At 74.6% G+C, this 14,048-nt stretch carries 11 protein-coding genes; 1 reads left to right on the plus strand and 10 read right to left on the minus strand.

Translation table 11 applies throughout. The features are described 5' to 3' along the window. The first annotated feature begins 32 nt into the window (after positions 1-32). Positions 33-2,339, plus strand: a complete 2,307-nt coding sequence (locus OP79_RS05275) for a heavy metal translocating P-type ATPase (protein WP_245685223.1) — start codon at positions 33-35, stop codon at positions 2,337-2,339. 16 nt (positions 2,340-2,355) lie between these two features. Here OP79_RS05275 and OP79_RS05280 read toward each other — a convergent pair whose 3' ends face one another. From OP79_RS05280 to OP79_RS05320, 10 genes are all read right to left on the minus strand, one after another. Continuing rightward, a complete protein-coding gene (locus OP79_RS05280) occupies positions 2,356-4,110 on the minus strand; it encodes an ABC transporter ATP-binding protein (RefSeq protein ID WP_051744425.1) in 1,755 nt (584 codons plus the stop codon). Then, on the minus strand, positions 4,107-5,846 hold the full coding sequence (locus tag OP79_RS05285) for an ABC transporter ATP-binding protein/permease (protein WP_033318791.1): 1,740 nt from the start codon (positions 5,844-5,846) through the stop codon (positions 4,107-4,109). Before OP79_RS05285 ends, OP79_RS05280 begins: the two co-directional genes overlap by 4 nt. Next, entirely contained in the window at positions 5,843-7,060 is a 1,218-nt protein-coding gene (locus tag OP79_RS05290) for a nitroreductase family protein (protein ID WP_033318792.1), read from the minus strand. Before OP79_RS05290 ends, OP79_RS05285 begins: the two co-directional genes overlap by 4 nt. Positions 7,061-7,069: 9 nt before the next feature. Next, positions 7,070-8,449: a YcaO-like family protein gene (locus OP79_RS05295; RefSeq protein WP_033318793.1), complete on the minus strand. Its 1,380-nt coding sequence runs from the start codon at positions 8,447-8,449 to the stop codon at positions 7,070-7,072. After that, entirely contained in the window at positions 8,446-9,960 is a 1,515-nt protein-coding gene (locus OP79_RS05300; protein ID WP_033318794.1) for a CocE/NonD family hydrolase, read from the minus strand. The genes OP79_RS05295 and OP79_RS05300 overlap by 4 nt, the downstream gene beginning before the upstream one ends. Next, positions 9,957-10,877, minus strand: coding sequence for a hypothetical protein (locus tag OP79_RS05305; protein WP_033318795.1), 921 nt, complete (start codon positions 10,875-10,877; stop codon positions 9,957-9,959). The genes OP79_RS05300 and OP79_RS05305 overlap by 4 nt, the downstream gene beginning before the upstream one ends. Before the next feature lie 96 nt (positions 10,878-10,973). Then, complete coding sequence (gene amiA / locus OP79_RS56780; protein ID WP_240661371.1) at positions 10,974-11,087, minus strand: streptamidine family RiPP; 114 nt, start codon at positions 11,085-11,087, stop codon at positions 10,974-10,976. A gap of 56 nt (positions 11,088-11,143) precedes the next feature. Continuing rightward, positions 11,144-11,965: an ABC transporter ATP-binding protein gene (locus OP79_RS05310; RefSeq protein ID WP_033318796.1), complete on the minus strand. Its 822-nt coding sequence runs from the start codon at positions 11,963-11,965 to the stop codon at positions 11,144-11,146. A gap of 19 nt (positions 11,966-11,984) precedes the next feature. Then, positions 11,985-13,001, minus strand: coding sequence for a FecCD family ABC transporter permease (locus OP79_RS05315; protein ID WP_033318797.1), 1,017 nt, complete (start codon positions 12,999-13,001; stop codon positions 11,985-11,987). Continuing rightward, positions 12,998-13,975, minus strand: coding sequence for a FecCD family ABC transporter permease (locus OP79_RS05320; protein ID WP_245685225.1), 978 nt, complete (start codon positions 13,973-13,975; stop codon positions 12,998-13,000). The genes OP79_RS05315 and OP79_RS05320 overlap by 4 nt, the downstream gene beginning before the upstream one ends. Between the last annotated feature and the right edge of the window lie 73 nt (positions 13,976-14,048).

Here is a 14,048-nt window from a genome sequence, read left to right on the forward strand (position 1 = left end):
AGCACCGAATGGGCATCTGAGAGGTGGTCGCCATGCCCGGCACAGGCCCGCGATCCGCACCCGGCGACGTCGCTGTTCCCGGTCCGGCCTCTGGCCCCGGCTCCGGCTCCGGCCCCGGCCCCGGCTCCGGCTCCGGCTCCGGCTCCGGCTCCGGCTCCGGCGTGATGGTGCGGTCCGCCGCCGCGGGCCGCATACGGCTGATGGTTCCCTGGCTGCGGGCGCGGCCGGGCTGCGCCGGGCTCGTCGATGAGCGGTTCGCCGATCTGCCGGGTTTCCGGGCGCTGCGGATCTTCCCGCGGACCGGTGCCGTGATCGTCTGGGTCCAGCCCGACCTGGTCGACGTGGACCGGCTCGTCGCCGCCCTCGCCGAGGCGCCGCCGCCGGGAGTGCCCGCCAGAGCCAGCCGTTCCGTGCCCGACTCCTCCACGGGGGAGGTCGCGCGGCTGGTGGTCGGCGGTGCGGTGCTCGCCCTGCTGGGAGTGCGGCGACTGCTCGGCCGGCCCTCATGGACCCCGGCGGGCTCGGCCGGCTTCCTCGGTGCGGTCACCGTCTTCACCGGGCTGCCGTTCTTCCGCGGCGCCGCACGCACCCTCGGCGGCAGACGCCACGTGGGCACCGATCTGCTGGTGACCACGGCGACCGTCATCTCACTCGTCCTGCGCGAGAACGTGGTCGCGCTCATGGTCCTGTGGCTGCTCAACATCGGCGAGTTCCTGCAGGCCATCACCCTGCGGCGGACCCGGCGCGCCATCGAGGAACTCCTCTCCATCGGCGAGGAGCGGGTCTGGCTGCTCCGCGACGGCGTGGAGGTGGAGGTCGATCTCGCGGAGGTCAGGACCGGGGACGTGGTCGCGGTCTACGAGCACCACCGCATCCCCGTCGACGGCATCGCCGAGGCCGGCGAGGCACTGGTGGACCAGGCGGCGATCACCGGCGAGGCGCTCCCGGTGTACGTGCAGCCCGGCACCGAGGTCTACGCGGGCACCCTCGTCTCCACCGGCTCCCTGACCGTACGGGCCACCTCGGTCGGACAGGACACGGTCGTCGGGCGGATCATCAGCCGGGTCGAGGAGGCGCAGGCCGACCGGGCCCCGATCCAGACCGTCGCCGCCGCCTTCACCCGCCGCTTCGTGCCCGTCTCGTTCGCCCTCGCCGGGATCACGTACGTACTGACCCGGGACGCCCGGCGGGCGATGACCATGCTGCTGATCGCCTGCCCGTGTGCCGCGGGCCTGGCCACCCCGACCGCGATCAGCGCGGCCATCGGCAACGGCGCCCGCAGGGGCACCCTCATCAAGGGCGGCACCCACCTGGAAGGGGTCGGCCGCGTCACGGCCGTGGTCTTCGACAAGACCGGCACCCTCACCCTCGGCCGTCCCCTGGTCACCAGCGTGGTGCAGCTCGACGAGGCGTTCACCACCGACCAGATACTGAGCCTGGCCGCCTCCGGCGAGCTGCACGCACGGCACCCGCTCGCCGAGGCCATCGTCCGGCGTACCGAGGAACAGCACCTGCACATCCCGATCCACCAGGCCTGCGAGGTCGTCCTCGGTATGGGCGTACGCGCCGAACTCGACGGCACCCGCCTGCTGGTGGGCAGCCCCGCCCTGCTGCGCCGGCACGGCCTGGAACTCTCCGAGGTGGCCGAGGCATGGACCAGCCGGCTGCGCGCCGGCGGCGAGACCGTCATCTGCCTCGCCCACGACGAGAAGCTGATCGGCATGCTCGGCCTGTCCGACGCGGTACGCGGCGGAGCCGACACCGTCGTCCGCCAGCTGACCGACCTCGGGGTGACCCGCATCGTGCTGCTGACCGGCGACGCACCCGAGACCGCCCAGGCCGTCGCCGACACCCTCGGCATCACGGAGGTGCACGCCCACGCGCTGCCCGAGGCCAAGCTCCAGCTGATCCGCGACCTCCAGGCGGAGGGGCACACCGTGGCGATGGTCGGCGACGGCACCAACGACGCCCCCGCACTGGCACTCGCCGACGTCGGCATCGTCATGGGCGCCCACTCCTCCCATGTCGCGCTGGAAACCGCCGACATCGCCCTGGCCGGAAACGACCTGCGCAACGTCGCCGCCGTCGTGGAACTCAGCCGGCACACCCTGCGCGTCGTACGGCAGAACTACACCCTGTCCATCGGCGTGAACCTCGCCGGCCTCGTCGCGGGCGCCGGCGGCTCCATCAACCCCGTACTGGCCGCCCTGCTCCACAACACCAGCAGCATCGCCGTGGTCGCCAACTCCGCCCGGCTCGTGGGCCACAAGCCCCATCTGCCGAGCGACGCCGCCGCACGACTGCGGGCCGCACCGCTCGAGGAGCGGCGGGTGCGCTGACCCCCAGCAGGGAGCTTCAGGACGGCGTGACGGTCAGTACGCGGTTGAGCGCGCCGTCGGGGCGGGCGGTCAGGTCGTCCCAGGTGCCCTCCTCCGCGATGCGGCCGGATTCCAGTACGGCGATCCGGTCGGCGCGACGGATGGTCGCGGGGCGGTGCGCGATGACGAGGGTCGTGCGGTTGCCCTGGGCGAGCGCGGTGGCGAGTTGGGCGTCGCCGGCGTTGTCCAGGTGGGCGGTGGTCTCGTCCAGCACGAGGACCCTGGGCTGGGCCAGCAGGGCGCGGGCGAGCGCGATACGGGCGCGCTGGCCGCCGGAGAGGGTGGAGCCGCGCTCTCCGACGAGGGAGTCCAGGGGGACGATCCCGTCGACGCCGCACAACCGGGCGGTTTCGGCGAGGAGTTCGTCGTCCGCGTCGGGTGCGGCGAGGCGCAGGTTCTCGGCGAGGGTGCCGTGGAAGAGGGGGGTGTCCTGCCCTACGACGGCGACGGCACGGCGCAGTTCGGTGTCGGCCGCTTCGCGCAGGTCGATCGGGTCGCCGTCTCGGGGCACCAGGTGGACGGCTCCTTCGGACGGGTCCCAGAAGCGGGCCAGCAGGTGGGCGCAGGTCGACTTGCCGGCCCCCGAGACTCCGACCAGGGCGAGGGTCTGCCCGGCAGGAACCGTCAACTCGATCCCGTCCAGCACGCGTTGCCTCCCGTAGTCGAAGCTCACCCCGTGCAGCCGGACGCCCAGCGGGCCCGGCGGGAGCGGGCGGGGCGAGGCCGGCGGCGGGGCGAGAGAGGGGGCCTTCACCGCCGCGTCGACGCGGGCGGCAGCGGCGCGCAGACCCACGGCCTGGCTCAACGCCCTGGCCGACTCGGCGACCGGGCCCAGCACCGACAGGGCGAGGGCCATCGCCGCCGGGGCCCACGCGCCGTGCAGCCGCCCGGAGGTCACGGACTGCGCGGCTGCGGCCACCACGCCCACGACCGCGAGGACGATGAGGAGGTCGCGTACGGCGGCGGCCATGGCCTCCCAGGTGGCCTCGGCGCGCTGGGCCTGGCCCACCCTCCGTCCCTGTTCGGCGAGTTGACCGCGCCGCTCGGCCAGCCCTCCGAAGGCGAGCAGTTCACGCAGCCCGTCGACGGTGTCCACGGTGTCGGCCGACAGCTTCGCGGCGGCCGTCCTGGTCCGGGCCCCGCGCGCCGCACGTCCGCGCGCGTCGGCGAAGGGAGCCACGGCGAGCAGCGCAGCTACCGGCAGCACCGCCACCAGCAGCCACGGCTCCACCGTGGCCAGCGCGGCGGCTCCGCCGGTGAACACCACGCCGGATGCGAGGAGTTGGGCTGTGGTGTGGGCGTAGAAGAACTCCAGCGCCTCCACATCGGCCATCGCGGTGGCGGCCAGATCCCCGCTGCGCCTGCCCGCCACGCGGGCGGGTGCGCTGCGGGCGAGCCCGTCGAAGACCCGTACACGCAGCTCGGCCAGCACCCGGTAGGCCAGGTCGTGCGAGAGGTCCATCTCGCGCCAGGTCATCAGGGCGCGTACGAGGACGAGGGCGACCAGCGCGGTGACCGTGCCGGCCGAGGGGGCGCGGTCCTCGATGACGGCGGTTCCGACGCTGTGCGCGGCCAGCGTCAACAGCGCCACCAGAGAGCCCTGTTCGACGAGTGCGGCGGCACAGGTGCGGGCCATCATGACCCGGTGCCCGGCGAGGGCGGGCAGCAGGGCGCGCAGTGAGCCCCGTGGGGGCACGGCCCCATGGGCCTGAGTGTCGATGGTGCTGCTCATGCTGCGAGCCCTCCTTCGTAGGTGCGACCCGCTTTGACGAGCTCGGCGTAGACGCCGCCGGCGTCGAGGAGGTCGGCGTGTTCACCGATGGCGTCCACGCGTCCGCCGTCGAGCACCACGATGCGGTCGGCGTGCTGGACGGCGGCGAGCCGGTGGGCGACCAGCAGGACGGTCCGGCCGCCCGCGGCGTCCAGCAGTTCGCGGACGATACGAGCCTCCCGGCGTTCGTCCACCGAGCTCGTGGCCTCGTCGAGGACGAGCACCCGGGCGTCGGCGAGCAGGGCCCGGGCGAGGGCGAGGCGCTGGCGTTGTCCGCCGGACAGGGTGGCGCCGCGTTCGCCGAGCACGGTGGCGTAGCCGTCGGGGAGGGCGGCGATCTCGTCGTGGATGCCGGCGGTCCGTGCCGCGCGGACCAGTTCGTCGTCCGTGGCGGCCGGCCGGGCCAGGCGCAGGTTGTCGGCGATGGTGGCGTGGAAGAGGTAGGTCTCCTGGGAGACGACGGCGATGCCCTGCCGCAGTGAGTCGAGCGCGTACGCGGCCACGTCGTGGCCGTCGACGGTGATCCGGCCCTGCTGCGGGTCGCGGTGCCGCAGGAGCAGGGCGAGCAGGGTGGACTTGCCGGCGCCGGAAGGGCCGACGATGGCGGTGGTGCGCCCGGCCTCGGCGGTGAAGGTGACGTCGCGGAGGGCCGGTGCCTCGGCACCGTCGTAGCTGAACTCGACCTGCTCGAAGCACACTTGGGGCGGATCCGGCCAGTGCGCTCGTGCAGTCCCCGTGTTGGGGACCTGAAGTTCGGCGGTGCGCAGCGCCGCGAGCCCGTCGGCGGCCGACACTCCCAGATACCCGGCGTGCCACTCGCGGGACAGGTCGCGTACGGGCCTGAAGCACTCGGAGGCCAGGAGCAGCACCAGATAGGTGCCGGTCGGCGTGGTCGATCCGGTGACGGCCGACCAGCAGGCGAGCAGCGCGGCGGCCACGGTGCCGCCCTGGATGGCCAGGTCGGTGAGTCCGGTGTCGACCAGTGACACGCGGAGCTTGGCGACGGTGGCGCGGTGCAGCGCCGCCGAGCGTTCCTCCAGCCGCTCACGGGTGCGTCCCACGGCGCCCGCGGCCCGCAGCGCGGGCATGCCCTGGAGCGCTTCGAGGTAGTCGGCGCCCAGTCCCTCGTACGTGTCCCAGTGTTCCTTGCCGCGCTTGGCGAGGAGCCGGTCCCAGGCGCGCGGGCCGAACAGGCCGAGCAGCAGGGCGGGTACGAGGCCGAGGAGGGCGACCGGTTCCACGGCGGCCAGGGCGGCGAGCAGCAGGGGCGGCACCGTGAGGGTGATGAGGAGTTGCGGCAGGTAGCGGGAGACGTAGGCGTCGACGCCCTCGACTCCGTCGACGAGGGTGGTGCGGACGGCTCCCGCACGCGCGGTCGTCAGATGCGCGGGTCCCAACCGTCCGAGGTGGGCGAGGAGTTCGTCCCGCAGCCGCACCCGGACCCGCGCCCCGGCACGGGTGGCGGTACGCCGCTGCCAGTAACCGAGCCCCGCCCGGGCGGCGACGACGCCGAGCACCCAGCCGAGGAGCAGCGGGAGCCGGTCCGCGTCGCCCCGGGCCACATCGGCGAGGGCGAACGCGAGCAGCACCGCCTGCGCGAGGTGGGCGAGGGTGACGGCCCCTTGCAGGAGAGTGGCCGCGAGCAGGGGGCGTTGTGCATGCCGTGCGGCGCGGCGCAGCTCGGGGTGGACGATCACGAGGTTCCCTCTTCGGAGTAGGTGGTGCCGAGGGCCAGGCCGTGGACGATCCAGTCCCTGCCCGGCGGGGAGCCGAGCGCGGCGCCGAGGTCGGCCTGCTGCCAGGAGCCGACGGGGCGGCCGGCCAGCCCGTGCCGACCGGCGGTCACGTGAGCCACGTGGACGGCGAAGCCGGCGCGCAGATGGGCCCGGCGGATCTGCGGTGCGTCGGCGTCCGTCGGGCAGCCGTAGCCGAGCAGGACGGCGCCCGCGTCCGCGATCCATGTCTGGCCCGCCGCCCAGGCGGCGAGCGTCGGGCGGGCCTCCCCCGCGGCGAGCCGCAGCAGCGTGCCGTCGGGCGCCAACTCGACGAGTTCGGCCTGCGGTTCACCGACGGCCGCACACCATGCGAGCTCACCGGCGCCCGCCTCGGTGGCGGCAGTGAGCACGGCCCGCAGGGCATCCCGGGGCGGGGTGCCGCGCAGCGGTGGCGGGGCGCTGCGGCGGGTCAGCAGCTCGCGGGGGGTGGGTGCGCCGGTGGCCGGGTGCGCTGCCTCGGGCGGGACAATCCGGCGTGTCCCCTCCGGCCGGGGAACCCCACCCGCCTCCTCGGTCTGGAGAATCCGGCGCGGGCCCACGGCCGCGTGGATGCCGCACGCTTCCTGGGCTGCGGGAACCTGTCGCGCCTCCCCGGGCGGCGCGAAGTGCAGTGCGGCCAGGGGGTCTTCGTCGGCCCCGTCGAGGTGTACCGCCGTCCGGGCCACCCCCAGCGCGCGCCCCGCAAGCGCCAGCGCTCCCGCGGCGTGCCCGGTGTCCAGCAGAACCAATGGCCAGGCCCGGTGGCCGTAGTGCGAAACCGTGCGCTGCGAAGTGACGGACAGCTCGACGGTCGCCCCGGGCAGCGCGCCGTCCGGCTCCGGGCCCAGTCGGTGCACGCGGTGGCCCAGCGGGTCGTAGCCGTAACTCCCGGGCGGCAGTGGGCAGTCGGTGCCCACGACGAGTCGGGCGTCCACCGGGTGCAGCGCGCCCGCGGACGGGGCGGGCCGCAGCCGTCCGGCACCGTCCGAGGCCGCCAGGGACAGACGGAGCAGCAGGCCCAGGTCCAGCTCCCCCGGGCCTGCCTCCGGCAGGGGACGCGAGGGTCCCGGCCACGGGCGTACGGCGGGCCCGGCGGGCGTGTCCGGTCCGGGCTGCTCGGGGGAACGGGCGCGGGCGAGAGCGGTGACGAGATCCACGGGTGGTCCTCACATGTGGGGCGGAGGAGCCAGCGTGAAGTCCTCCGGCGCGCTCGGCGCGGTCGTACGCCAGCCACGGGCGACGGCGGCGTCGGCGAGGCGCGGGGAGCCGAAGTACCCGAAAGCCGCAGGGGCGTTGGGGATGAGGCCGGAGACCAGGACCCGGGCGACGCGCAGCGGCGTTTCGGCCACGTCCTCGGTGGTGACGTCGAACGTCATGACCCGGTGGCCGCCGTCGTGGAGCGCGCGCTCCAGCCGGTCCCGGCTGCCGGGCTCGACCGCGTCGATGGGTACGGTCCCGTGCGCGGGCTCGGTGAACCGCCGGGCCTCGGCCGCCATCCGCTCGTCCAGCCAGACCTGTACGTGCGCGCCCAAGTCCCGTACGTGTGAGAAGTGTTCACCGCATGCGTCGAGGTAGCGACGGTCCTCGCGGTGGTCCAGGTAGAGCCCGCGGGCGAGCAGCCCTGCCTCGACGGCCTGGAACACCCAGCCGTCCGGATCGACGAGGCCCTGCGTGAAGACCCAGGTGTGGACGGCCTCCAGTACGGCCTTGCGGGCGGCCTCGGCCGGGTCGTACTTGCAGGCGAACCCGGCGGCGTAGAGGCCGAGCCGGCGGTCGTGGACGAGCGCGGCCATGCAGGGGGCGAACCCCGAGGGCATCTCGGCGAGATGGACGTCGAGCCCGCATCCGGCGAGGTCGTCGGCGAGGCCGGGCACGCTCGCCGGGTCGATGCCGCGGGTCGGGCCGTCGAGGTGCCACCACAGTTCGAGGGCGTCGCGTTCGACGATCTCCAGCAGTCCGCGCTCGACCGCGTCGTCGAAGCCCTGCCCGGTGGCGATGCCCGCGTAGTTGAGGTGGTGGGTGCGGGGCAGGGAACGCAGCTCGCCCTGACGCCAGTTGAGGTGGGTGAGCGCGACGGGCGCCCAGACCTCGGCCCGCTCCCCGCCGGGCAGCCGTTCCTCGCCGCGCGTCCACAGGGACGGGGTGTCGGGGGTCAGGGGGCGGTACGGGAACTTCTCGCGGGCGTACTGCCAGTCGGCATAGGCGGGCAACTCGTCGGGGCCGTACAACCTGAGGCCCTTCCCCAACAGCTCGGCGGCCGTGGCGCGCAGCGGGGCGTCGGGGTGGCCGGGCGGCGGTACGCGGTTGCCGCAGTACCGCTCGATGCCCTCCGCTATCGCGGCGATCCGGGCACCCTCGGGGTCGCCGAAGGTGGTGCCGAGCGAGACCCGGTCGGCGGGCCACAGGCCGAGCCTGCGGGCGTCGGATATCTCGGCGGTGAGCGCGGTGTAGCGGGGCGGCGCTCCTACGGGGTGCTCGACGGGCTTGACCTTGCGGACGATGCCGCACACGGGGTCGACCAGGGCTTCCATCGGCAGCGCCGTCATCGCAGGATCTCCTGTACGGGATCGGTGGGGGTGGGACGGGAGCGGAGCACGGGCAGCCGCAGCGCCACGTGCCCGGGGTCGACCTCGCGCCGGGAGGCGAGGAGCCGGGTGGCGGTGACCGGGTCGTCGCCGGTGTGGGGGTTGCGGGCGTGGGCGGGGAAGTGGTGTCCGGCGATCTCCAGTCGGAGCCGGGTGCCGGCGGGCAGCCGCCGTGCGAGCGGGCCGAGCCCCACGGTGAACTCGGCGGCCCGCCCCGGTGGATCCGTACGTCGTACGACTCCGACGGCGAGCCGCTCGGCCACCCCTTCGGGAGTGACCACGACGAGCCGCGCCACCCAGTCCGCGGACCGAGTGTCGGCGGTCGCCCTCACCCGGACCTCGGCGGCGCCGATGACGTCCAGCGGGCGCGGCAGCGGCGGGGTGACGAACAGACAGCGGTCGGGCGTGCCTTCCGTGGGGACGGTCGACTCCTCGGAGGAAACGGCCCGTTCGGGATCGGCCGTGAAGCAGGCACCATGCAACAGTCGTACGTTCTGAGTGCGCGGCTCGCCCTGCGTCTCGGCGGGCACCCACAGGGGGCTGTCGCCCAGCGCGACCGCGCCTCGGTGTCCGGACGCGAGGCCCCCGGTGAAGGCGAGCCGGGCCCAGCGCGCGTAGAGCTCGCCGAGGCTCACCCGGTGCGCGGGCCGGGCGTCGGTGCCGGGCGCGGCCACGAGGCCGTGCCCCCAGGGCCCCAGCAGCAGACGCGCCGAGGGTCCGCCCCAGTGGCGCCACAGGGCTACGGTGTCCTCGGTGAAGTGATCGTGGTGGCCGCCCACCGCGAGCAAGGGCATCCCGGCGCGCTCGGCCGGTGAGCCGAGCCGGCCGCGCTCGCGGTGCCGCCACACGCCCGGCCAGGAGGGGAGATTCCGGCCGAGCCGGGCAGGGAGGTCGGTCAGCGGCAGGTGGGCCAGCAGGTCAGGGTCCGTGGCAAGTGCTTTCGCCAGGGCGTCCTCGTCGGAGTCGCGCCGGTCGCCATGCGCGGCCCACCACCCGGCGCGGGCCAACAGCCGTTCCACGCCCGAGAGTTCACGAGCCGTCTCGGCGGCGCCCAGCGCGGGCACGGCGGCGATGACGGCGTCGGGGCGGGCATCCTCGGGCGCGTCGAGCGCGAGGGCGACGGCGCAGTGGGCGGCGTAGGAGGCGCCGACCGCCACGATGCGCCCGTCGCTCCAGGGCTGCCGGCGGATCCAGCGGGCGGCCAGCGCCCCGTCGTCGGCCTCGTTCTCGTACGGGCACCACTCCCCCGGCGACGCGTGCCGACCGCGTACGTCCTGAACCAGCGCGGCGAACCCGCGCCGGGCCCACCCGCGCAGCTCGGCACGGTGCCGGCGCCGGTCGTAGGGCGTACGGATGAGGATGGCAGGGAAAGGACCGTCGCCGTCCGGGAGTCGGACATCGGTGGCGAGGCCCTCGACGGCTTCGGTGAACGTCGTCATCCGGCTCTCGACGGCTTCGGTGACCGGCTTCATCCGGCCTTCCCCGGCATCGGGGCGACGTCGGGAACGGGCAGTACGGGGTGCTCGGTGACGGTCATCGTGCGCAGATCGACGCGCCGGAGCCGACGCCGCGCGGGCAGCCCGCCGGGGTGAGGGGCGTCGGTGGCCCATCGGGTGAGGTCGTCGGCGAGCAGGGAGGCGAGCAACGCGGCTGCGGGCGTGGTGAGTTGTACGGGCGCGCCGGAGGTGCGGGGCCCGCTCCAGTAGGCGGCCAGCTCACGGTGCGCGGGCGTGGCGGCGAGCCTGCGCGCACGGACGTGGGCCGAGGTGACGTCCCCCGGAGCGGCCGCGAGGGGCTCGACGCAGACCTGCCAGCCCTCGCGATGACAGCGCAACCAGGCGATGCCACGCCCGGGCAGCCGGTCGGCGGCGTCCCACAGCCCTTCCGGTACGGGACCGTCAAGACACCACACGACGGCGGCCGGCTCTGCCCCGGCCGGGGCGTCGGGTGCGGCCTGGTGCGCGCGGTCCAGGGCGTCGGGTGCCGGCGGAGTCGCGTTGGCCAGGCGGCCGGGTGCCGCGGGAGCCACGTCGGCCAGGTCGTCGAGTTCCGCCTGCCGCGGCCGTGCACCCGAGGCCCGCAGGAGCGCGGCCAGCGGCTCGGTCAGTACGGGGGCGCCCAGCAGCAGGACATCCCGGCGCTCGGCGGGCCATTCGGCGCACTGCGGCCCGTCCACCAGGTAGCCGGCGCCGTCGAAGGCCCGTACGAGCCGGTCGAGTTCGGCGTCCGGCTCGCCGGTGGATCGGCCGGAGAGCAGGGAGAGCAGAGCGCTGTCGTCCGCATCGCCCGTCCGTACGCTGAGGAACTCCCCGTCGGCCGTGCGGACGGCGAGCCCCCGCTCGGGTACGGCGACGATCTCGACACCGGATGCGAGCTGGCTGCGGGACACGTCGGTTCTCCTGTGGGAAGAGGGCCTGAGGGGGCGTGGGCCCGCCCGCACGGTGACGGGCGGGCGGGCCCACGATCGAGGGTGCTTGACCCGCGCTTACTCCTCGGTGTCGTCGAAAGGGTTCTCGACGAGCGCGTTGGAGTGGGAGGCGGAGTCGTGAGCCAGCTGGCCCGGGTCGGCGATGGGCGCGAAGACCTGCTCGTTGTCCATGAACTCTCCTTTATCGCAAGGGAGGTACGGCGTTCCGTTGAGCGCCGCCCACGAACCTAATGAATACGATTTTCATATTCAAGACCGTGAAGGGGGTGATCTGGGTAACACACCGGCCAACCCCCCTCGGGGTCCTGGCCGACCCGGCCCGCCACCTTGAGCACATCCGCGAGCAGCCCGGGGGTGACGACCTCCTTCGGGGTCCCGTCGGCCACCACGACGCCGTCCCGCAGGGCGACGATCCGCTCGGCGAACCGGGCCGCGTGGGCCAGGTCGTGCAGCACCATCACGACGGTGAGGCCGCGCTCCTCGCGCAGCCGCACCACGGTCTGCAGCACATCGAGTTGGTGATGCAGGTCCAGGTAGGTGGTCGGCTCGTCGAGCAGCAGGACGCGGGTGTCCTGGGCGAGCGCCATCGCGAGCCGGACCCGCTGCCGTTCGCCCCCCGACAGCGCGTCCACGTCCCGGTCGGCCCACTGCTCCACGCCGACGTCGCGCAGAGCACGCCGTACGACGGGGTCGTCGCCCTCGCGCAGCATGCCGAGGGGGCCGCGTGCCGCGTACCGCCCCTGCCGTACGAGGTGACGGACCGTCATGCCGGGGACGGCCGGGGCCGACTGGTGCAGCAGCGCGACCCGGCGGGCGGTGGCGCGCCGGGAAAGCCCGGCAACGTCGTCGCCGCCGAGCAGGACGCGCCCCTCGTCCGGCCGCAGCAGGCCGGCGGCCAGCCTCAACAGGGTCGACTTGCCGCAGCCGTTGAGGCCGATGAGGGCGGTCAGCTCGCCCGGTTCGACGCTCATGTCGACGCCGCGCAGCACGGGGCGGCCGGGGTAGCCGAAGTGGACTCCCTCGGTGCGGATCCCCAGGGGTTCGGTCATGTTCTGTCCTTCGTCGACATCAGAACGTTCGGCTCGGCGCCCGGCGTACGACGATCAGCAGCAGTACGGCTCCGAGGCAGGTGGTGAGCGCTCCGATCGGCAGTGTGAGCCGGTCGGAGTCCAGCGCGACCGCGAGCAGCCGCGAGGCGAGTTGCGCCGCCGCGTCAGCCCCGGACACCACGGCCGCCCCCACGAGGGCGGCGCCGGGCAGCGTCAGCCGCAGGTCCGCGCCGAACACGGCCAGAGCGAGGTGCGGTACGAGCAGCCCGACGAAACCCAGCGCCCCGACGGCGGCCACCGCGCCCGCTGTCAGCGCCACGGCGCACAACAGGGCGAGGGTCCGGGCGCGCGCGGCGGACAGCCCGGCCGCACCGGCGATCTCGTCACCGCAGCGCAGCAGGGTCAGCGGTCCCGTCATCAGCCACGCCATCGCGCCCCAGGCCAACGCCCAGGGCCACAGCAGGTGCCAGTGCTGCCACACCCGGCCCTCCGTCGTGCCGACGAGCCACTGGACGACACTGCCGAGCTCACCCGGCGCGACGAGCAGCACCATGGCGGTGAGCCCGCCGAGCACCGCCGACACGAGCACCCCGTGCACGGCGATCTGCGCGGGGTCGCCCCGGCCGCGTCCGGTGAGCAGCCACAGCAACGCGGCTCCCGTACACCCGCCCACGCACGCGGCGACGACGACGGCGAGGGGCGATTCCCAGCCCGCGAGTCCCAGACCGGTCGCGGTGACGGCCCCGAGCACCGCGCCCGGAGTCACACCCGTGACCTCGGGCCCGGCGAGCGGGTTTCGCAACGCGGACTGCAGGACCAGTCCCGCCACGCCGAGGCACGCCCCCGCGCCGAGGGACACCAGCAGGCGGGGCAGGCGGAGTTGGAACAGGATGTGCCGCTCCGTCGCGTCACCGCCCCCGCCGAGGACCTCCCAGACCACGGCCGGGGACATGCCGCGACCGGCCAGCAGTCCCCCGCAGGCGCACACGACGAGGAGTACGAGGAGTACGGCGAGCGCCCCGAAACGCCGGCTCACCGGGCCTCCTCCGACGCGGTCGCCCCACTGGATGCAAGACGGGTGGGAGACTTCGGCCTTCGCTTTCCCGACCGGAGCAGGGCGACACCGACGGGCACGCCGAACAGGGACGTCCAGGCGCCGACCGGTGTCTCCACGGGCGCCAGCGCAAGGCGGGCCGGAACGTCGGCGACGGCCACCACGACGGCGCCCCACGCGGCCGACCAGGGCAGCCAACGCACCGCGTCCGCCGTCGGGTTGAGCCGTCGTGCCAGATGCGGGGCGAGGAACCCGACCCACGCCACCGGACCGCACACGGCCGTCACGGGCGCGATCAGCAGGACGGCGATGGCCAGCGCGGCGAACCGGGCACGCTGTACGCGGACGCCCAACGCCTGGGCGTCCTCGTCTCCCAGCCGCAGCACCGACAGCACCGGCGCGCACAGCACGAGCGCGGGCACCGCGACGAGCAGCCAGGGCCACAGCCCGGTGACGTCGTCCCAGGTACGGGCGGAGAGCGAGCCGAGCAGGTAGCGGTAGATCAGCTGGAGGTCCAACTGGTCGGCCATCACCATGAGTACGAGCAGCGCGGCCTGCAGGGCGGCGGCCACCGCGGCCCCGGTGAGCAGTACGGCGGACGGGCTTCGCCCCAGCCCGGCGGCGAACAGCGTGAGCGCGCCGCCGAGCGCGGCCCCGCCGATGGCCAGCAGGGGCTGGGCGGCGGCGGGGATGGACACCGCCAGCACCAGGGGCGCGGCGACTCCGAGCGCGGCTCCGGAGGAGATGCCCAGCATCTCGGGGACCGCCAGGGGGTTGCGCAGCGCCTCCTGCAGTACGAGCCCTGCCGCGCCCAGGCAGGCCCCGGCGACCAGCGCCAACACCAGCCGGGGCACGCGCAGTTCGGTGACGACGACACCGGCGAGCGTACTGTCCCCTTCCAGCAGTGCTGCGGGCAAGAGGTGCAGTGGGACGTAGGGCGTGCCCAGGCTCAGCATGCAGGCAGAGGCCGCGACCAACAGCGCGGTGACCACGAGGAGTTGCCACCAGCTGCTGGGGCGCGGGAACCGT

Source organism: Streptomyces yerevanensis (assembly GCF_000716805.1).
Taxonomy (GTDB): domain Bacteria; phylum Actinomycetota; class Actinomycetes; order Streptomycetales; family Streptomycetaceae; genus Streptomyces; species Streptomyces flaveus.